The organism is Stenotrophomonas sp. P5_B8 (assembly GCF_054049855.1).
On the sequence record NZ_JBFULO010000027.1, the window covers coordinates 1 to 20,157 of the forward strand.

Here is a 20,157-nt window from a genome sequence, read left to right on the forward strand (position 1 = left end):
GCGTAATACGGATCGTTGGGCACCAGCTGCTTGGTCTCGGTGGGCTTGGCACGCAGGTCGGCGCGCTGCATGCGCACGTCGGCCACGGCGTATTCCACGGTCGGGTCGGCCTTCAGTTCGGCCAGTACCTTCTGCAGTTCCGCATCGCCCAGGCGGCTCTGCAGACGGATCAGGTCGGCGCCGACGCCGAGCTTGCGCACCACCTGCGGGCTGAGCGCGCCAGCACGTGCACTGCCACCGTTGAGGGTGGCGCGCGACAGCGCCGAGTTCACCACGGCCAGCTTCGCCGAGCGGTCCGAGGCAGGCGCGCTGCCTGCGCGGTACTTGACGATGATGCCGTTGCTGGTCTGCTGCGCGGCCGTCGCCGGGCGCTTGGGCTCTTCGGTGCGCGGGCTGGCGGCAAAGGCCGAGCCGGCGGAGATCGACAGCAGCGCGGCTGCCAGTACGTTGATGCGAAGGTTCTGCTTACTGGTCACGTTGAAATCCTCTTCAAGGTCATGATCGAACGACTGTTCAGGCCAACATTCCATGCGAGCTCCCTGGCCGGCCCTGGCCAGGGATCCCGTGACCCGCCCCCTCAGGCCTTGCATTGCTTGCGGCGTGGCCCACCCGGGCCACGCCCTGCAACATCCGCTTACCAGCCGAAGCCGGCACCCACACCAACAGAGCTGTCATCGCTGCTGAACGCACCGCCGATGGTGACCGTGGCGCGCTCGCTGAGCGCACGCTGGTACCCCAGCGACAGTGCCGACTCGCCGCCCTGGTAGCCGACGCCCACACCGACCCGGTTCTGGGTGCGCACACCGGCCGCACTGGTGGCCATGTTGAGCATCGCCGCGCTCATCGCTCCCTGGCGATCGATGCGACGATCCTGGTGACGCAGGCGCTCGTCGATCTCGCCCTTGTACATGTCGAAGCTGTCGGCCATCGCGCCGAAGCGCTGGTCGGTGTAGCTGTTGGCGGTGGCGATGCCCCCGTCCAGCTGGCCCTTGTTGACCGCGTCGGTTGCCTGCGAACCGGCGGCGACGTTGGTGACCTGGCGCTCATTGCCCACCGCGCCGACAGAGACCGCGTTGGCACGGTCGGCGACCGAGCCCTGGCCGAGCGCGACCGAGTTGGCCGCCGTGGCCGTGGCGCCCTGACCGATCGCGGTGGCCGAGGCCCCGCTGGCCACCGCGCCATCGCCCATCACCACCGCATTGACCGGGGTCGGTGCGGCGGCGACCGGGGCACTGACCACCTGTGCCGTACCGGCACTGGCCGCGGTCGGCGCGCCCTGCACGCTTGCCGTGGTCACGCTGTCCTCCACGCTGGCCAGCGAAGCGCCGGCCAGGCTTGCCGCCGCCGGTGCCGCGGCGCTGCGTGCACGCGGGTTGGCGCTGCCGCCGGCGACCCGCTGGTCGAGGTCGCTGACCTTGCGGTCCAGTGCGCCCAGTGCGTCGCCGACGTTGGTGTACGTCGCGCCCTGGATGACGTAGTTGGGCGCCACGAACACGCCCTGCATGCCCACGCTGGCACCGCCGCCGAGGAAGCTGGCGGCGTCGGACAAGGACTGGAACAACTGGCCGCCGTTGATCGCCTGGCGGCTGCCCGAGGCGATCGCGCCGCTGCCGACGTTGTCCACCACGGTGCCCTGCACGCCTGACAAGGTGAGACGGTCGCGGCTGGCATCGTCATAGCTCAGTGCATTGGCGGTGACGCTCTCGACCGAACCGATACGGTCGTCGATGTCGCCCACCCGGGTTTCCACCGCGCCCACGCGCTGGTTGGTGGTGTTGAGCTGGCCGCCGGTGACCGCGTCGGTGCTGCCCGCCGCGATGCGCCCGGCGCCGACGTTGACGATGCGGCGCGTGGCCGGACCGTCGGTGCCGTTGCCGCCGCCGACGGAGACCACGTTGGCCTCCACCGCACGTGCACCGGAACCCAGCGCTACCGAACCGGCGCCGGAGACGCCTGCACCGGCACCGAGGGCGATGCTGCCCGCCCCATTGCTGGCGAAGGCGCCATTGCCGATCGCCACGCCGTTGACCGCATTGGTCGACGCCGAGCGGCCGAGCACGGTGCTGTTGTCGCCGCGCGCCGAAGCATCCGCGCCGACAGCGGTGGCACCGGTTGCCGAGGCGACCGCCGCACTGCCCAGCGCACTGCTGCGGTTGCCACTGGCCGCCGCGCCCGAACCGGCGGCGAGCGCATCGCTGCCGCTGGCCGTGGCCACGCCGGTACCGCTGGCCTGGAAGTGCTTGCCGACCGCATCGGCGGTGGCCGCCACGGTATCCAGCTGCGCCTTGTTCACCGCATCGTTGGCGTTGACCGCCGCACCGACGTTGGTGATGCGGCGCGTGGCCGGACCGGTGGTGCCGTTGCCGCCACCGACCGAGACCACATTGGCCTCGCTGGTACGCGCACCGGCGCCGAGCGCGACGCTGCCGGCACCGCTGGCCGAGGAACTCTTGCCCAGCGCGGTGGCATTGATGCCGCTGTAGGCGTAGCTGTCCTGGCCGATCGCGGTGGAGCCTGCCGAGGTGGCCCAGGCCAACTGACCGACCGCCGTGGTCTGCGCTGCCGTGGCCCAGGCATTGGAGCCGGCGGCGATGCTGTTGGCACCGCTGGCCTGCGAGGCATAGCCGATCGCGTTGGCGTAGGCGCCCGACGCGGCACTGCCCCAGCCGAGTGCGGAGGCGTAGTCACCGCTGGCCTCGGCGCCGTAGCCCAGGGCGGTGGTCCGCACGCCGCTGGCGGCGCTGAAGGTACCGACGGCGGTGCTGTAGTCACTGCCCGCCTCGGCGCTATAGCCGAAGGCGGACGACTGCAGGCCGGCGGCGGTCGAACCGGCACCGCTGGCGGTGCTGAACACCCCGACCGCCTGCGCACCGGCGCCGAGTGCGGTGGCGCCGATGCCGCTGGCACTGGTGGCCTTGTCGAGCACCACGTTGCCGTTGGCGTCTTCGTAATACAACGCACCACCAATGGCAGTGGCCGAATCGGCCGTGGCCGACGCGTTGAAGCCCGAGGCCGAGGCATAGCGGCCGGACGCGTTCGCGCCGCTGCCGTATGCCGAGGCGCCCGTGCCGAACGCATTGGCCGCTTCACCGGCCGCCGTCGCATAGGCACCGTCGACATAGCTGCCGACGTCATCGCCGTTGCCGCTGCCGGAGGCCTTGAACTGGCGGTTGGTCTGCTCGGCAACGTCGGCGACGGCATCGAGCTGGTTGAGGTTGACCGCATCGGTGCCTTCGGTACCGGCGGCGACGTTGGTGATCTGACGCTGCGCGGTGGCCGTGCCGACCGAGACCGTGTTGTCGCGGTCGGCGCTGGAACCGGCCCCCAGGGCGACGCTGTTGACGCCTTCTGCCGAGGCATTTGCACCCAGCGCGGTGGCGCTGGCGGCATCGGCCCAGGAGTTCCAGCCAATCGCGGTGGCGTAGTCGTCGGTCGCCCATGCACCGGCGCCGAACGCCGCCGCACCGGTGCCACTGGCACGGGCCGGAATCAGACCGAAGAAGGTCGACCCACCGATGGCGACGCTTTCATCGCCGGTGGCTTCACTGGATTCACCGAGCGCGACCGCGCTGGCACCGGCGGCGGTCGCCGAGGTGCCAACCGCGGTGGCCAGGCTGTTGGACGCAATCGCGCCGTAACCCAGCGCGTTGGACAGACGACCACTGGCTTCACTGTAGCTGCCGAACGCAGAGGCGCCGGCATCGGAAGCGCTGCTGCGGAAGCCATTGGCGGTGGCCTGCTGGCCGCTTGCCACCGACTCGACGCCGTTGGCCGTGGCATAGGCGCCGCTGGCGACGGCACCGCTACCGACGGCKCTGGCACCGATCTCGCTGGCACTGGCGTTGCTGCCCAGGGCGACACTGTTCTCGCCAGTGGCCTGCGCATTGCTGCCCACTGCCGCCGCCCCATCGGCGCTGGCCAGGGCGCTGTCGCCCACGGCCGTGGCACGGGTGGCCAGCGCATTCGCGCCGGCACCCAGCGCGGTGGCGCCGTCGCCGATCGCGGTGGCCGCTTCACCGGCGGCCAGCGCGTCATCGCCCTCGACGTAGGCACCGGCATCGCTGTTGTCGCTGCCGCTGGCCTTGAAGTACTTGTTGGTGGCTTCGCCCGCGGCAGCCACGGCGTTCAGCTGATTGACGTTGACCGCGTCGGTGCCTTCGGTGCCGGCGGCGACGTTGGTGACCTGACGCTCCGCCCCGGCGCTGCCCACCGAGACGGTGTTGTCGCGGTCGGCGATCGCGTCGGCACCGAGGGCGACGCTGTTCTCGCCACTGGAGGTTGCCGCATTACCCAATGCCGTGCTGTTCAGGCCCGGCGACCACGCGCCACCACCGACGGCGGTGGAGTAGTTGCCCGACGCTTCGGTGGCCAGCAGTCCGAACAGCGAACCGCCGACGGCGACGCTGTTGGTGCCGGTGGCGAGGCTGCCCTGGCCGGTGGCGGTGCTGTACGCACCGGACGCCTCGGCATCGCCGCCGACGGCCACGCTGTTGGAACCGGTGGCCTGGGCGAAGCTGCCCAGCGCGGTGGCATTGAAGGCGCTGGCCACGGCCAGCCCGCCGATCGCGGTGGTGTAACCAGCAGTGGCTTCGGCGCCGAAGCCGTAACCGGCCGAGAGCGTACCGCTGACCACGCTTTCAGCGCCTACGGCGGTAGCGCCCTGGCCGCTGGCGGTGCTGTAGTAACCCAGCGCGACCGATTCCTCACCGGCCGCTTCGGACAGCGCGCCGCCGGCCAGGCTACCGGCCCCGGAGGCGATGCTGGCGGCGCCGGTGGCAGTGCTCTGCTCGCCGGTGGCTTCGCTTTCGGCGCCGGTGGCGGTGGCGTATTCGCCGCTGGCCTGTGCGTTGGCGCCCACTGCGATGGCGTTGGCGCCGGTGGCCAGTGCATTGAAGCCGACCGCACTGGCATTGTCGGCCAGCGCGAACGCACCACTGCCCAACGCGGTGGCGCCGCTGCCCGCAGCGAAGCTGCTGGAGCCGACCGCCGTGGCGTAATCACCATCGGTGGCGGCGTTGGCGCCGGCCGCTACGCTTTCCTCACCGCCGGCCACGGCCACGCCGTCGCCGCTGGCCTGGAACTGCGCGGTGGCATCGGTGAGCTGGTCGACATTGACCGCATCGGTGCCTTCGGTACCGGCGGCGACGTTGGTGATCTGGCGCTGGCGTTCCGCGTTGCCGACCGAGACTGTGTAGGCGCGATCCGCGACCGCGCCGGCGCCCAGTGCCACCGCATTGGAGGCACTGGCACTGCTGCCGGCCCCGATGCCGATGGCGCTTTCACCGCCGGCCACCACATTGGTGCCGATGGCGATGCTGTTGATGCTGTTGCCCAGGGCCTGGAAACCGACTGCGACGCTGTTGTCGCCATAGCCGAACGCACCGCGCCCGAGCGCGGTGGCGCTACTGCCACGTGCCCAGCTGTTGTAGCCGATCGAGGTCGAGCCGGTGCCGCTGGCCCAGGCCGACTGGCCCACGGCGGTGGCATTGGCTTCGGTCGCCCACGCGCTGGCGCCGAAGGCGGTCGCACCGTCTTCGGTCGCCCATGCATAGGCGCCGGTGGCGGTGGTTTCCTCACCGCTGGCGAAGGCGTTGTCGCCCTGGGCGACGCTGTAGTCACCGGTGGCGCGCGCCTTGTAACCGGCGGCCAGGCTGTTGCTGCCAGTGGCCTGTGCACCGCTGCCGAAGGCGTTGCTGGTGGTGCCGGTAGCGAGTGCACCGGCCCCCACGGCGACGGCATCCTGCGCCGCCGTAGTGCCCACCTTCACCGCATTGCCGTTGGCATCGACCAGCGGCTGGTTGAACGCGTCATAGGCCTGGCCGAGTCCGCCGATGGCGACGCTGCCATTGCCGTTGGCACTGACATTGCGGCCGACCGCGACGCTGTCATCGCCGAGTGCAGTGGCGCCGTTGCCAAGCGCGGCCGCGCCCGCACCCAGCGCATTGCTCGCCTCACCGGCGGCCAGCGCACCATCGCCGTCGGCGAACGCACCGACGTCGCTGTCCTCGGATGCATTCGCTTTGAAGCGACTGGCGGTGACATTGGCGACCTGCGCCACGCCATCCAGCTGCGCCTTGTTGACTGCATCGGTGGCTTCGGTACCGGCGGCCACATGGGTGATCTGGCGTTCGTTGCCGACGTCGCCGACCGAGACCRTATTGGCGCGGGTGGCGGTCGAGTTGGCGCCGAGTGCGACGCTGTTTTCACCGCGTGCGGTGGCGTAGAAACCCACGGCGGTGCTGAGATCGCCGCTGGCCCAGGTTTCCGCGCCGAGCGCGGTGGCGCCCTCGCCCGGTGCATAGGCAAAGTAGCCCACGGCGGTGGCTTCGGTACCCGACGCTTCGGTCAGGGTGCCGTTGGCCACGGCGTAATCGCCGCTGGCGATCGCACCGGCACCCACCGCAGTGGCCGCTTCGCCGCTGGCCTGGGTCTGCACGAAGAAGCCCAGGCCCGGCAGCAGGTCGGCCGGGCCGCCGATGGCGGTGCTGCTGTTGCCGGTGGCCACGCTCTGGGTACCGACGGCGGTGGCGTAGTCACCGGTTGCATTGGCGACCGCACCGAAAGCGGAGGACTGCGCGCCGCCGGCATAGGCACCCACGCCGTAGGAGGAAGCCGCAAAGCCGGAGGCTTCGGCACTGGCACCGACGGCGGTGCCGCCGACGCCGGCGCTGGTCGCACCGGTATCGACCGGCACGCCGCCGTTGGTGATCAGCGGGTTGCCATCGGCATCCACCGCCGCGCCGCCAACGGCCACGCTGCCTGGGCCAGTGGCCTGTGCGTTGTTACCGAAGGCCGCGCTGTTCTGGCCGGTGGCCAGCGCATTGAAACCGACGGCGGTGGCGTTCTGCGCATAGGCGGCCGCACCGCCGCCCAGTGCGGTGGCACCGTTGCCGATGGCGTTGCTGGCCTCGCCGATGGCGGTGGCGTTGTCGCCTTCCACGTAGGCCCCCACATCGCTGTCGGTGCTGCCGCTGGCCTGGAAATACTTGCTGGTGGTGGCCGCAACCGCGCCCACGTCATCAAGCTGGGCCTTGTTCACCGCATCGTTGGCCTCGGTCCCGTCGGCCACATTGGTGATCTGCCGACGCAGCCCGTTTTCACCATTGCCCACCGATACCGTATCCACGCGATCGGCGTAGGAGCCGGCGCCGAGCGCCACGCTGCCCACGGCCACGGCGGCGGAGTTGGAGCCGAGGGCGGCGCTGAAATCGGCGACCGCGACGCTGAACGCCCCCACCGCGACCGAAGCTTCACCACCACTGCCCGCACCGCGACCCAGGGAGGTACTGCCGGCACCGATCGCCAGTGCACCGCCACCGATCGCGGTGGCGCCATCGGCGCTGGCTTCGGCCAGGCCACCAATCGCAGTGGCTGCACCGTTTTCGCTGGCGGCAAGTGCCGACGCACCGAGCGCCACGTCGCCCAGACCGAAGGCGCCGGCACTCTGGCCGACCGCAACGCTGGCATCGCCAAAGGCCAGCGCATTCTGGCCAAACGCACTGGCACCCAGGCCGGCGGCAATGGCCTGGCTGCCCGCTGCCGTGGTGGCGTTGGCCAGCGCCTGGCTGCCCTGCCCCAGCGCGGTGGCGCCGTCGCCGTCGGCGTTGGCACCGGCGCCGGCGGCAAGTGCGCCGTCACCGTCGATCTTCGCCGCGTCGCTGTTGTTGCCCGCGCCGTCGGCCTTGAAATAGCGGGTCGCGCCTTCGGCGGCGACCGCAACCTTGTCCAGCTGTGCCTTGTTCACCGCGTCGGTGGCGGCGGTGCCGGCGGCCACGTTGGTGACCTGGCGTTCCTTGCCGGCATCACCGACGGAGACGGTGTTGACGCGGTTGGCCTTCGAGCCTGCGCCGAGCGCAACGCTGTTATTGGCCGAGGCGGTGCTGTTGCTGCCGATCGCCACGGCATTGGTGCCGGACGCGGTGGCGTTGCCGTCGACCACGCAGCTGTCGATCACCGAGCTGTTGAGCACCACGCAGTTGGCATTGCCGCCCACTTCCACCGACTGCGCCTGCGCACCTGGTGCGAACCCGGCGATACCCGCTCCCAGCGTCAATGCGATGGCGGCCGACAGCAGCGACGTGCCGCGCGTGTCGGTGGATCGTCGCTGGTCGATGACCACGCCGGCGGACTGGCTGCTGGCCAATTCCGAGGCAACGACCATCTGCCCCAGTGCTTTGTTCCAGACCTTGCGATAAATCCGATTCATCGATGCGACTCCTGAGTGGGCTGGTTTTGGGCAAAGCGACGCCAACGCCGGACCGCATGGTCCAACGTCCCCTGGGGGCGTTTACTCGCTTGATTTAGTGCGTTGCGCCGAATGGCTCGCTACAGACGTACAGCCGACTCGCCATCCATGCGGTACTGCAGAACTGAATGCTTCCGAAATGAGCAATCAGTGTTAACGCACCGTGGCAAGAACGTCAACACTTTGACTCTCAAAAACTCATGACCGCCAAATCCGTCACAAAAACGGCGCAAAACACCCTTATTTCGTTAGTTTCATGTGAGTAATGGTCATAACGCGGTTTCACACTGAAACACGCTGTAACTCATTGCTGGGGATCATTTTCCGCTGCGCACAAAAAGAAACCGCCGGGAGTGCCGGCGGTTTCTTCACGCGGTTTTCACCGCATCGACAACGGGCGCGTGCGCAGTATCAGCCGCACCATACGCGTGCGTTCCGGAACATGCGCAGCCATGGGGAATCGCCCTGCCATTCGCTTGGACGCCAGCTCAGGTTGAGTGCGCGCGGGGTGCGTTCGGGATGCGGCATCATGATGGTGACCCGACCGTCGGTGTTGGTCAGGCCGGTGATGCCGTCCGGCGAACCGTTCGGATTGAGCGGGTACTGGGTGGCCACGTTGCCATCGCCATCCACGTAGCGCAATGCAACGCGCGCCGCGGCCTGGTCCACGGCCGTGGCGAATACCGCCTGGCCTTCACCGTGGGCCACGGCCACGGGCAGGCGCGAGCCGGCCATGCCACGCAGCAGGATCGACGGCGATTCCACCACTTCCAGCAGTGCGGTACGGGCTTCGAACTGCTCGCTGCGGTTGCGGCGGAACTGCGGCCAGTGCTCGGCACCGGGGATGATGTCCTTGAGTTGGCTCATCATCTGGCAGCCGTTGCATACGCCCAGCGCGAAGCTGTCCTGGCGTGCGAAGAAGCCGGCGAAGGCATCGCGCAGCGCGCTGCGCTCCAGTACCGAGGTGGCCCAGCCACGACCGGCGCCGAGCACGTCGCCGTAACTGAAGCCGCCACAGGCAACCAGGCCGGTGAAGTCGGACAACGCGACGCGGCCTTCGATCAGGTCGCTCATGTGCACGTCATACGCGCTGAAACCGGCACGCTCGAAGATGTTGGCCATCTCGATCTGGCCGTTGACGCCCTGCTCGCGCAGCACCGCCACGCGCGGACGCGCGCCGGTGTTGATGAAGGGCGGTCGCCCCTGCGCATCCTGCGCCCGCGACACGGGCACATCCATGTACGGCGCTGCCACATCTTCATTGATGTCGAAGCTGAGTTTCGGCTTCAGGCCCGGCGCGTTGAAGTTGCGCGCGATCGCACGCTCCTGGTCGGCGCTGTCCGGGTTGTCGCGCAGCTTCTGCATGGCGTGGGTGACCGACCACCAGGCATCGAACAGCGCTTCCCAGCGCCACTCCACCAGGCTCTCGCCCTGCAGCGACACCCGCACCACCGGGGCGGTGGTCGGGCGCGCGATGCGCTGGGCGCATTCGGTCAGCGCATGCCGCTCGACCAGGTCGGCAAAGGCCGCGCGGTCTTCCCGGGCGATCTGCACCACCGCCCCCAGTTCTTCATTGAACAGGCTGCGGAACGGATCATCGCCCCAGGCATCCAGGGTGATGTCCAGGCCCAGGCGCGAGGCGAAGGCCATTTCGCACAGCGCGGCAAACGCGCCGCCATCGCTGCGGTCGTGGTAGGCCAGCAGCAGGCCGGACTGGCGCGCATCGCGGATCAGTTCGAAGAACGCACGCAGGCGCTGTGCATCGTCCAGGTCCGGCGCCGCCCCGGCGAAGGCCGGCAGGGCGCTGTGGTCGGCATGCACCTGGGCCAGGATCGAACCGCCCAGGCGCTGCTTGCCGGCGCCTAGGCCGATCAGCCACAACTCGCTGTCGGTGTCGCGGTCGAGCAGCGGGGTCAGCTGTGCGCTGGCGTCGGCGACCGGCGCAAAGGCGGTGATCACCAGCGACACCGGCGACACCGACTTGTGCGCCTGGCCATCGGCCTGCCACTGGGCCTGCATCGACAGCGAATCCTTGCCGACCGGAATGCTCAGGTCCAGCTGCGGGCACAGTTCCATGCCCACCGCGCGCACTGCGTCGTACAGCAGCGCGTCTTCGCCCTCGTGGCCGGCCGCCGCCATCCAGTTGGCCGACAGCTTCACCGTGTCCAGCGCGTCCACCGGGGCGGCGCACAGGTTGGTGATCGCTTCGCCCACCGCCATGCGCGCCGATGCGGCCGCATTGAGCAGGGCCAACGGAGTGCGCTCGCCGATCGCCATCGCCTCACCGGCGACGGTATCGAAACCGGCCAGGGTGATGGCCACATCGGCCAACGGCAGCTGCCACGGGCCGATCATCTGTTCGCGCGCGGTCAGCCCGCCAACGCTGCGGTCGCCGATGGTGACCAGGAAATTCTTGGACGCCACCGACGGGTGCGCGAGGACGCGCAGGCCAGCTTCATGCAGGTCCAGCCCGGCCGTCTTCAGCGCCGGCCAGCGCGGTGCCGGCGGGTGCGTGGCATCGCGGTGCATCTTTGGTGCCTTGCCGAACAGCACGTCCATCGGCAGGTCGATCGGCGCATCGGCCGGCGTATTGCCCACGGTCGCACCGTAGGCCACGACCAGGCGTTCTTCGGCGGTGGCCACGCCAACCGCGGCGAACGGGCAGCGCTCGCGCGCGCACAGCGCGGCAAATTCGGCCAGGCGCGCCTGCGGTACGCCGAGCACGTAGCGCTCCTGCGATTCGTTGCACCACAGCTGCATCGGCGACAGCGACGGATCGTCGGTGGGCACCTTGCCCAGGTCGATCACGCCGCCCACGCCGGAGTCGTGCAGCAGTTCCGGGATCGCGTTGGACAGGCCGCCGGCACCGACGTCATGGAACCAGCGGATCGGGTTGTCCAGGCCGAGCGCGACGCAGCGGTCGATCACTTCCTGGCAGCGACGCTCCATTTCCGGGTTGTCGCGCTGCACGCTGGCAAAATCGAGGTCTTCGGCGCTCTCACCCGACGCCACCGAGCTGGCGGCACCGCCGCCGAGGCCGATCAGCATCGCCGGGCCACCGAGCACGATCACGGCATCGCCCGGCTGCAGGCGCAGCTTCTCGACCTGGTTCTGGTCGATCGCACCGAGCCCACCGGCGAGCATGATCGGCTTGTCGTAGGCGCGGGTCAGGCCCTGCCCTTCGGGCAGCTCGAAGCTGCGGAAATAGCCGAGCAGGTTCGGGCGGCCGAATTCATTGTTGAACGCGGCGCCGCCGAGCGGGCCGTCCAGCATGATGTCCAGCGCCGGGGCCATGCGCGGGTTGAGCGCGCGCGGCGCTTCCCACGGCTGCGGCAGCGTCGGGATGCGCAGGTGCGAGACCGAGAAGCCGGTCAGGCCGGCCTTGGGCTTGCCGCCGCGGCCGGTCGCGCCTTCGTCGCGGATCTCACCGCCCGCACCGGTGGCCGCACCCGGGAACGGGGCGATCGCGGTCGGGTGGTTGTGCGTTTCGACCTTGATGCAGAACGCCGAATCGACCACCGCTTCGCTGCGGTACTCGCCGCTGGCCGGGTCCGGACGGTAGCGCGCTGCCGGGAAACCGGCGACCACCGCGGCGTTGTCGCTGTAGGCGCTCAACGTGTGCTGCGGGGTCTGCTGGTGGGTGTTCTTGATCATCCGGAACAGCGAATGCGACTGGTCGGCGCCGTCGATGGTCCAGCTGGCATTGAAGATCTTGTGCCGGCAGTGCTCGGAATTGGCCTGCGCGAACATCATCAGTTCGACGTCCGACGGCGTGCGGCCCAGCTCGCCGAAGCGCTGGCGCAGGTAGTCGATCTCATCCTGGGCCATGGCCAGGCCGAGGCGGCGGTTGGCCGCTTCCAGGTCCTCCAGCGCGATCCGCTCCAGTTCGCCACGGGCCGGCGCGCTGAACAGCGCCTGCGCCTGTTCGGCCTGGGCCAGTACGGACTGGGTCATCGGGTCGTGCAGGGCGCGGATCACCGCTTCCTGCGCGGCGGCATCGGCCGGCCAGCCGGCCAGGTCGATGCGCAGGCCACGTTCGACCCGTCGGATCGGCTGCCCGGCACCACGCACCAGTTCGGTGGCCTTGCTCGACCACGGCGACAGCGTGCCCAGGCGCGGCACCACGAAGCGCGATACCGCGCCGTCTTCACGCCCCGCCAGGTCCGGCTGGGCCTCCAGGATCCGGCTCAGGATCACCGGGTCCGGGGCCGCATCGCCCTCGGTCTGGATGAAGTAGACATGCCAGGCACCGGTGATGCGCAGATCGGTGGCCAGGGACTGCAGGCGGGATTCAAGACGTTCGCGGCGGAACGGCGAAAGGGCGGATGCGCCCTCGAGGACCATCATGTCCGGGGAACCGTGGTTGGAAACGGGCCCACTATTGTACCCAAGTCCACCGCCGCGGCCGCCCCGACCGCTGACCGCCGCCCGTAGGCCTTCACGGCCGAACCATGCGCTGGTTCACGGATTGCTGGCGGAATGCATGACAACGTTATCACCACCTGGCTGGCCTGCTTTGCGGCCAGGTCCTCGTCCGCCCCCACTGCTGTTGCCGGCCTCTCCCCGGCGCCCGGACCTGCTGCACGCGGGCCGCCCCACCCGGCGGCCCGCGCCCATCACTAGATCGGAGTAAGACCATGCCTGACCCGATGATGCGCAGTGCGGTGACATCGATATCCTCCCTTGCGGCAGGCCGCCGCAAACGCTGGCTGCTGGCCCTGGCCCTGGCTGCAGCCGCCGCGACCACCACCCCCACCCTGGCGCTGGCCGCGAACTGTACCGGGGCCCCGGAATGGAACCCGGCGGTGATCTACCTGTCCGGCACCACCCTGCAGAAGGGCGGCGTGCTGTACCGGGCCAACCAGGACATCTGGAACGCCCCGCCCGACMACCCCGCTGGCGCGCCCTACTACACCAACCTGGGCGCCTGCGATGGCAGTGGCAGCAACCAGCCGCCCAGCGTCAGCCTGACCTCGCCCGCCGCGGGCGCCAGCTTCACCGCCGGCAGCAGCATCACCGTCAGTGCCAACGCCAGTGACACCGACGGCAGCGTCAGCAAGGTCGAGTTCTTCCGCGGCGGCACCTCGCTGGGCATCGACACCAGCGCGCCGTACAGCGTGACCTGGGCCAACGCGAGCGCCGGCAGCCACACCTTCAAGGCGGTGGCCACCGACAACAACAATGCGGTGACTTCCTCCACCACGGTCAGCGTGACCGTCACTGCCGCCAGCAACGACACCACCCCGCCGAGCGTGCCCGGTGGCCTGGCCTCGCCCTCCAAAACCGCCACCACGGTCAACCTGGCCTGGAGCGCGGCCACCGACAACAGCGGCGGCAGCGGCGTGGCCGGCTACGACGTGTACCGCAACGGCAGCCTGGTCGGCTCGCCCAGCGCCACCCAGTACACCGACGGCGGACTCACCGCCAGCACCGCCTACGCCTACACCGTGCGCGCACGCGACAACGCCGGCAACGCCTCGGCGCAAAGCGGCTCGATCAGTGTGACTACCGCGGCCGGCGGCGGCGGCGGCAGCAAGCGGGTGATCGGGTACTTCACCCAGTGGGGCATCTACGGGCGCAATTACCGGGTCAAGAACATCGACACCAGCGGCTCGGCCGCGCGCCTGACCCACATCAACTACGCCTTCGGCAACGTGCGCAACAATCGCTGCGAAGTCGGCGTGACCCAGGCCTCGGACCCGAACACCGGGGTGGGCGGCGATGCCTTCGCCGATTACACCAAGGCCTTTGGTGCCGGCGAGAGCGTGAGCGGTGGCGCCGATACCTGGGACCAGCCGCTTCGCGGCAACTGGAACCAGCTCAAGCAGCTCAAGGCCAAGCACCCGAACGTAAAGGTGCTGATCTCGCTGGGCGGCTGGACCTGGTCGCGCGGGTTCTCCAGCGCGGCGCAGCCCGCCAACCGCCAGGCCTTCGTCGCCTCGTGCATCGATGCCTACATCAAGGGCAACCTGCCGGTCACCGACGGCGCCGGTGGCGTGGGCGCGGCGGCCGGTGTGTTCGATGGCATCGACATCGACTGGGAGTATCCGGTGGCCTGCGGGCTGAGTTGCGGCACCCCGGCCGACAACGCCAACTACACCGCGCTGCTGGGCGAGTTCCGCCGCCAGCTCGATGCGGTGCGCCCGGGGCTGTTGCTGACGGTGGCGGTGGGTGCGGGCATCGACAAGGTGCGCGTGACCGACCCGGCCGCGTACCACCCGTACCTGGACTTCATCAACGTGATGACCTACGACTTCCACGGTGCGTGGGATCCGCAGACCAACCATCACTCGGCGCTGTTCGACTCACCGGCCGATCCGTCCACCGGCGACCAGAAGCTCTACAACAGCAACGATGCGATGGAGGCCTTCCTCAGCCGCGGCGTGCCGGCGTCCAAGTTGAACCTGGGCATCGGCTACTACGGGCGCGGCTGGACCGGCGTGGCCAGCGGCAACAACGGCCTGTACAAGAGCGCCAGCGGCGCCGCGCCGGGCACGTATGAGGCCGGCATCGAAGACTGGAAGGTGCTCAAGAACCTGGCCTGGCCGGGCTACACCGACAGCGTCGCCAAGGCCACGTGGATCTCCAACGGCACCACGTTCTGGAGCTTCGACACCCCGGCGATGGTCACCGAGAAGATGGGCTACGTGAAAACCCAGGGACTGGGCGGCGCGTTCTTCTGGGAGTTCAGCGGGGATGACGCCCAGGGCACGTTGACCAAGGCGATCCGCGACGGGTTGAACTGACGGGRAACCGACCCACGGTCGGGCATGCCCCCTTACAACAACGCCCCGGCGATGCCGGGGCGTTGTTTGTTTCAGCGGCTGCCGCCGGCGGTGATCCGCTCCAGCGCGGCCTTCAGCTGTGCCGGCGGCACGTAGCCGCCGAGCTGGGTGCCATCGGGCGCAAAGATCGCCGGGGTGCCGTTGACGCCCATCTGCTGGCCCAACGTGTACTGCATGGCCACCGGATTGGTGCAGTTCTTCGGTGTGACCGGCTTGCCGGTCTTGGCCGCGGTCAGCGCCTGCTTGCGATCGGCCGCGCACCACACCGAGATCATGTCGGTGTAGTCCTGGCTGCCCAGGCCCATGCGCGGGAAGGCGAGGTATTCCACGCTGATGCCGTTGCGGTTGAGCTCGGCGATGTCCTGGTGCAGCTTGCGGCAGTAGCCGCACTCGATATCGGTGAACACACTGATGGTGTACTTGGCGTTGGGCGCGGCGAACACGATGCGCTCGCTCTGCGGCACCTTCGCCAGCAGCTTCTGGCGGTAGCTGAGCAGGCCGGCGCTGCTGACCGGCGCCTTGTTCTGGATGTCGTACGGCTGGGACTGCATCAGGTAGCGGCCGTCATCGGTCACATACAGCACCTGCCCGCCCACCAGCACCTCGCGGAAGCCCGGGAACGGCGCCGCGCCGATGTAGTCCGGGGTGAACTTGGGGTCCAGCTGCTGCAGCGCCTTGCGCACGCGCTGGTCGGCGTTGCCGTCGGCCGGGGCCGCCGCACTGGCCGGGGCCGACGCGCCCTTGCTGGCGGCCGGAGCGGAGGGCTGCTGCGCGCAGGCAGTCAGGCTGAGCGCGCCGAGGAGCGCGGCAATGGCAACACGGAGCATCGAGCGATCCGGGGACAAAGAAGATGGCGCTGATTCTCGCACAGCCGCCCACACCCGCAGCTGGACCGCAGTGGAACAGTGACCGGCGTCAGCTGCCGCGCCGCCACTACCTCAGCCGCGCGGATGGTGCCTGGCGTGCAGTTTCTGCAGGTGTTCGCGCGCCACCAGGGTGTAGATCTGGGTGGTGGACAGCGAACTGTGGCCCAGCAGCATCTGCAGCGCGCGCAGGTCCGCGCCCCGGTTGAGCAGGTGGGTGGCAAAGCTATGGCGCAGCCCGTGCGGGCTGATCCGGACCGGATCGATCCCGGCCAGCACCGCGTACTTCTTCACCAGTGCCCAGAACTGCTGGCGGCTGAGCGGCTGCAGCGAGGGGGCCACGAACATCGGCACCGACCCGTCCGCACCGCCTGGCACCGTGCGCTTGCCGGCCAGCTGCGGGCGCGATTCGGCCAGGTAGCGCTCCAGCCAGTGCTGGGATTCCTCGCCCAGCGGCACCAGGCGCTCCTTGCTGCCCTTGCCGGTCACCCGCAGCACGCCCTGGCGCAGGTTGACCGCGTTGGCCGGCAGTTCCACCAGCTCGCTCACGCGCAGCCCGGCGGCGTACATCAGCTCCAGCATCGCCCGGTCGCGCAGGCCCAGCGGGGAGGCGATATCCGGCGCATCCAGCAGCGCGTCGATCTGGCTTTCGGCCAGCGCCTTGGGCAGCAGCCGCGGCAACCGCGGCGGGTCCAGCAGCGCGCTGGGGTCCTCGCTGCGCTGACCGCGCCGCAGCGCATCGGCGAAGAACGCGCGCAAGGCAGACAGCAGCCGCGCGTTGCTGCGTGGCGACCAGCCATGCCGCGCGCGCCAGGCCAGGTAATCGAACAAGCCGGCCCGATCGATCGCGGCCAGCCCGCCGCCGGCCCCGTCACGCCAACGCGCCAGCCCTTCCAGGTCGCGCCGGTAGCTGTCCAGACTGGCGCGCGCCAACCCCTGCTCGGCCCAGATCGCATCGAGGAAGCGCTGGATCAGCAGGTTGTCGTCGTCGCGCAAGGGCGGCAGCTGCTGGACCAACTGACGGCGCAGCGCGGGGGTAGTGGCATCGGACATGTCACCAGCATACGGAGCCGGGCGCATCGCAGCCATCGAACCGACGCCAGCGCGCAGGTATGCTCGGCCCATGGCCACCACCGTCCCCAGCGCAACCGCCGACCGCCCCGCCACGCTGCTGCTGTGGCGCCTGCTGGCCCTGCTCTACGACCTGTTTCCCGCGCTCGCGCTGTGGATGCTGGTCGGCACCGTGTTCACCGTGGCCTACACCCTGTCCGGCCACGCCGAGCGCGAGAACATACCGGCCTTCAGCGCCCTGCAATGGCTGCTCTGGCTGTGCTGCTGGATCGTCACCGGCCTGTACGCCACGTTGAGCTGGCGTCGCGGTGGCCAGACCCTGGGCATGCGCCCATGGCGGCTGCAGGTGACCACGCCCGCTGGAACGCCCCCCACCCGCCGCCAGTTGTGGCTGCGTTACAGCGTCGGCACCGTGTCGCTGCTGCTCGGCGGCCTGGGTTTGTGGTGGACGTTGATCGACCGCCAACGCCTGAGCTGGCACGACCGTGCCAGCGGCACTCGGGTGCGACGCCTGCCGAAGCGGTGAAACCACGCAACGCGTGGAGGCTGACTGTTGGGTCGGCATGGGGGCCATTGGCATTTGATTGCCGCGCGAGGGGCAGCCACGCATGGCGTGGCTCTACCCGGCCGTTCTGCGATCGCGTTGTTCCGTGCCGGCAGGCCTGGTGCTGGTCGGGGGCGTATACGGCGCGCTGGGGCGACGCTCTCCCTCCTCGCACACGACAAACCGTGCAGAGAGGGTCAGGCAGCCCCCTCCAGGACCGTGCACGGCATGGATGCCGTGAACGAGCCCCCAGGGAGGGGTTTACGGCGTGTCGTGGATGGGGCTGCCTGGCCCTCTCCCGCGATAGCCGGGAGAGACGCCTCCCCTCCGCCATCCGCCTTCCACCATGAGCAACACGCAGGACCCCAGCGGCTGAATTACCCCGACTTGCGCCGGAACAGCATCCCCGACACGGCCAGCATCACGATCGGCGGCAGCGCGTAGGCGATGCGGTAGTCGAACTTCAGCGCACCGGCCATGCGGCCGAAGAACAACTGCAGCAACCAGAAGCCCAGCGCGAACAGGATGCCCAGGAACAGCCGCTTGCCCATGCCGCCACTGCGCAGCGACCCGAACGCGAACGGCACCGCTGCCAGGCACAACGCCAGCACGTTCACCGGATAGAACCACCGGCTCCAGTAGATGTCTTCGTAATCGCGCGAATCCAGCCCGTTGCGCTTGCGGTACTCGATGCTCGTGCGCAGATCCATCGCCGTCAGGTTGCGCGGCTTGGAAATACCGCTGGCCAGCGCCGCCGCATCCAGGCGCGAATTCCACGGTTCGGATTCCACCGTCTCACGCGTCGCCGAGCGCTCGCCGAACGTATCCCGGCGCACTTTCTTCAGCACCCAGCCGTCCTTGTCATGCTCGGCCGAGCCGGCATAGGTCAACGAAGCCAACCGCCCGTCGTCACCAATCTTGTACAGCCGTACATCGCGCAGCACCAGCTTGGTGCCACCGCCGGGCAGCAACTGCTCATCGCCCGCGCCGGCATTGAGGAACGTATCGCCCTCGCGCGCCCACACGCCCGAATACCGCGCCACGGCCATGCTGTTGCCCCACTTGGCGCTCATCTTGATGTCGTCGGCCCGGCTCTGCGCCCACGGCGCCAGCGTCTCGCCGCTGAACACCATCACCGCCGTCAGCAACGACAGCGCGATCGCCACCGACGCACTCAGGCGTTTGCGCGACAGGCCAAGCGCACGCAGCGCGGTCAGCTCCGAGGTCGCCGCCAGCTGGCCCAGGCCCATCAGCGAGCCGATCACCGCCGCCGTCGGGAAGAACGTGTAGGCCCGGCGCGGCACCGTATACAACACCCACGCCGCCGCATGGCCCAGCGTATAGCTGCCCTTGCCGACGTCCTTGAACTCGCCGGAGAACGCCATCACCACGTCCAGGCCCACCAGCACTGCCCAGGTCAGCAGCACGGTGCTGAAGACCGCCCGGCCGAGATAGAGATCAAACCGCATCGGGTGAAGCTTCATGCGGTCCTCCGCGGGCGCGACAGCTTGCCATCACGCAGGTACATCCAGATCGCCAGCGCCAGCAGCGGCAGGCTCAGCCACCACAAGCCGACACTGCCGGACAATTTTCCATCGGCGATCCAGCGCGTGCCGATGAACATCAGGTTCATGCCCACCATGTAGGCCAGGAACGCCAGCATCATCCGCCCGTAGCGCTGCTGGCGCGGCGAACTGCGCGCCAGCGGCAGCGTCATCAACGCAAAGGCCAGCGCGATCAGCGGCGGGGTGATGCGCGAATGCAGCTGCGCCTGCGCGGCCGGGCGCGCATCGCCGAACAGCTGCCCGGTCGGCAGCAGCTCCGGGTCGTCCTTGTCGCGGGTGTCGGCGCCGTCGGGCATGGCCACATCGTTGCGCGCGAAGGTCATCAGCTTGTAGTCCAGGGCGCCGTTGGCCGGGCCTTCGACCTGGTGGCCGTCTTCCAGCTCCAGGTAGCGCTGGCGGGCGCCCTCGAAGAACATCCGGCCGCGATCGGCCGACACCACCTCGATGCGGTCTTCCTTCTGCCGCTGCATGAACACCTTGCCCAGCTGGGTGCCATCGGGCGATACCGAGGACAGGTAGACCACCCCGCCATTGGGCAGGGTAGTGAATTTGCCCGACTCCAGGCCGGCCATCACCACACTGCGGTTGGCCTCCTCGATCATGGTCTCGCCGGTGCGGTCGGCCCACGGCCCCAGCCACAGCGAACACAGGGCGATCAGCCCCACCACCGGCAGCACCAGCATCAGCACCGGGCGCAGCAGCCGCTTCGGGCCCACCCCGATCGCGGTCAGCACCGCCATTTCCGAGTCGCGGTAGAGCCGTGCGGTGGCCAGCATCAGCCCCAGCATCAGCGCCAGCGGCAGGATCAGCGGCATGTAGACGATGAACTGCAGGCCCAGCTGGGAGAACAGCAGGCGGGCGGGCAGGCGGCCGTCGGCGATGTTGCCGAGGATGTCCACCAGGACACCGCCGACACTCACCACCAGCAGAACGATGAGGRTGGCCAGGAAACTCTGGACGAAATCACGCAGGAGATAGCGATCGAGCTTCGACATGGGGCGGTGGTTTAAACTCTCGGATTCGTTCGCGATGCTGCCCAGTCTACCGACGGGACGTAAACAGCTCGCGATTGTACGGATTTGCC

Annotated in this window: 8 protein-coding genes and 1 pseudogene; 2 read left to right on the forward strand and 7 right to left on the reverse strand. The window is 69.2% G+C overall.

The genetic code is table 11. From position 1 onward, the window contains the following. The 3 genes and pseudogenes from ACXJKH_RS02930 to purL all read right to left on the reverse strand — a co-directional run. Window positions 1–530: pseudogene (locus ACXJKH_RS02930) on the reverse strand (protease); the annotation flags it as partial. Window positions 531–634: 104 nt separating this feature from the next. Then, complete coding sequence (locus ACXJKH_RS02935; protein ID WP_457318233.1) at window positions 635–8,206, reverse strand: ESPR-type extended signal peptide-containing protein; 7,572 nt, start codon at window positions 8,204–8,206, stop codon at window positions 635–637. Window positions 8,207–8,656: 450 nt separating this feature from the next. Further along, entirely contained in the window at window positions 8,657–12,592 is a 3,936-nt protein-coding gene (gene purL / locus ACXJKH_RS02940; RefSeq protein ID WP_457318234.1) for a phosphoribosylformylglycinamidine synthase, read from the reverse strand. Window positions 12,593–12,882: 290 nt separating this feature from the next. On the opposite strand from purL, the gene ACXJKH_RS02945 reads away from it, so the two are divergent. After that, complete coding sequence (locus ACXJKH_RS02945) at window positions 12,883–14,991, forward strand: glycosyl hydrolase family 18 protein (RefSeq protein ID WP_457318235.1); 2,109 nt, start codon at window positions 12,883–12,885, stop codon at window positions 14,989–14,991. Between the two features lie 71 nt (window positions 14,992–15,062). Here ACXJKH_RS02945 and ACXJKH_RS02950 read toward each other — a convergent pair whose 3' ends face one another. Next, window positions 15,063–15,857, reverse strand: coding sequence for a thioredoxin fold domain-containing protein (locus ACXJKH_RS02950; RefSeq protein ID WP_256775358.1), 795 nt, complete (start codon window positions 15,855–15,857; stop codon window positions 15,063–15,065). Window positions 15,858–15,968: 111 nt separating this feature from the next. Next, entirely contained in the window at window positions 15,969–16,946 is a 978-nt protein-coding gene (gene xerD / locus ACXJKH_RS02955; protein ID WP_457318236.1) for a site-specific tyrosine recombinase XerD, read from the reverse strand. A 70-nt stretch (window positions 16,947–17,016) separates the two neighbouring features. Between xerD and ACXJKH_RS02960 the strand changes: the two genes are divergently transcribed. Further along, on the forward strand, window positions 17,017–17,490 hold the full coding sequence (locus ACXJKH_RS02960; RefSeq protein WP_457318237.1) for an RDD family protein: 474 nt from the start codon (window positions 17,017–17,019) through the stop codon (window positions 17,488–17,490). 395 nt (window positions 17,491–17,885) lie between these two features. Here the strand turns inward: ACXJKH_RS02960 and lptG are convergent, their stop codons facing one another. Beyond that, complete coding sequence (gene lptG, locus ACXJKH_RS02965) at window positions 17,886–18,992, reverse strand: LPS export ABC transporter permease LptG (RefSeq protein ID WP_457318238.1); 1,107 nt, start codon at window positions 18,990–18,992, stop codon at window positions 17,886–17,888. Beyond that, a complete protein-coding gene (gene lptF / locus ACXJKH_RS02970) occupies window positions 18,989–20,068 on the reverse strand; it encodes an LPS export ABC transporter permease LptF (protein ID WP_457318239.1) in 1,080 nt (359 codons plus the stop codon). Before lptF ends, lptG begins: the two co-directional genes overlap by 4 nt. Between the last annotated feature and the right edge of the window lie 89 nt (window positions 20,069–20,157).

Bases quoted from the DNA above. Each gene is read 5' to 3' on its own strand.
- purL (WP_457318234.1), bottom strand. From the start codon at position 12,592: ATGATGGTCCTCGAGGGCGCATCCGCCCTTTCGCCGTTCCGCCGCGAA.
- ACXJKH_RS02950 (WP_256775358.1), bottom strand. From the start codon at position 15,857: ATGCTCCGTGTTGCCATTGCCGCGCTCCTCGGCGCGCTCAGCCTGACT.
- ACXJKH_RS02960 (WP_457318237.1), top strand. From the start codon at position 17,017: ATGGCCACCACCGTCCCCAGCGCAACCGCCGACCGCCCCGCCACGCTG.
- xerD (WP_457318236.1), bottom strand. From the start codon at position 16,946: ATGTCCGATGCCACTACCCCCGCGCTGCGCCGTCAGTTGGTCCAGCAG.
- lptG (WP_457318238.1), bottom strand. From the start codon at position 18,992: ATGAAGCTTCACCCGATGCGGTTTGATCTCTATCTCGGCCGGGCGGTC.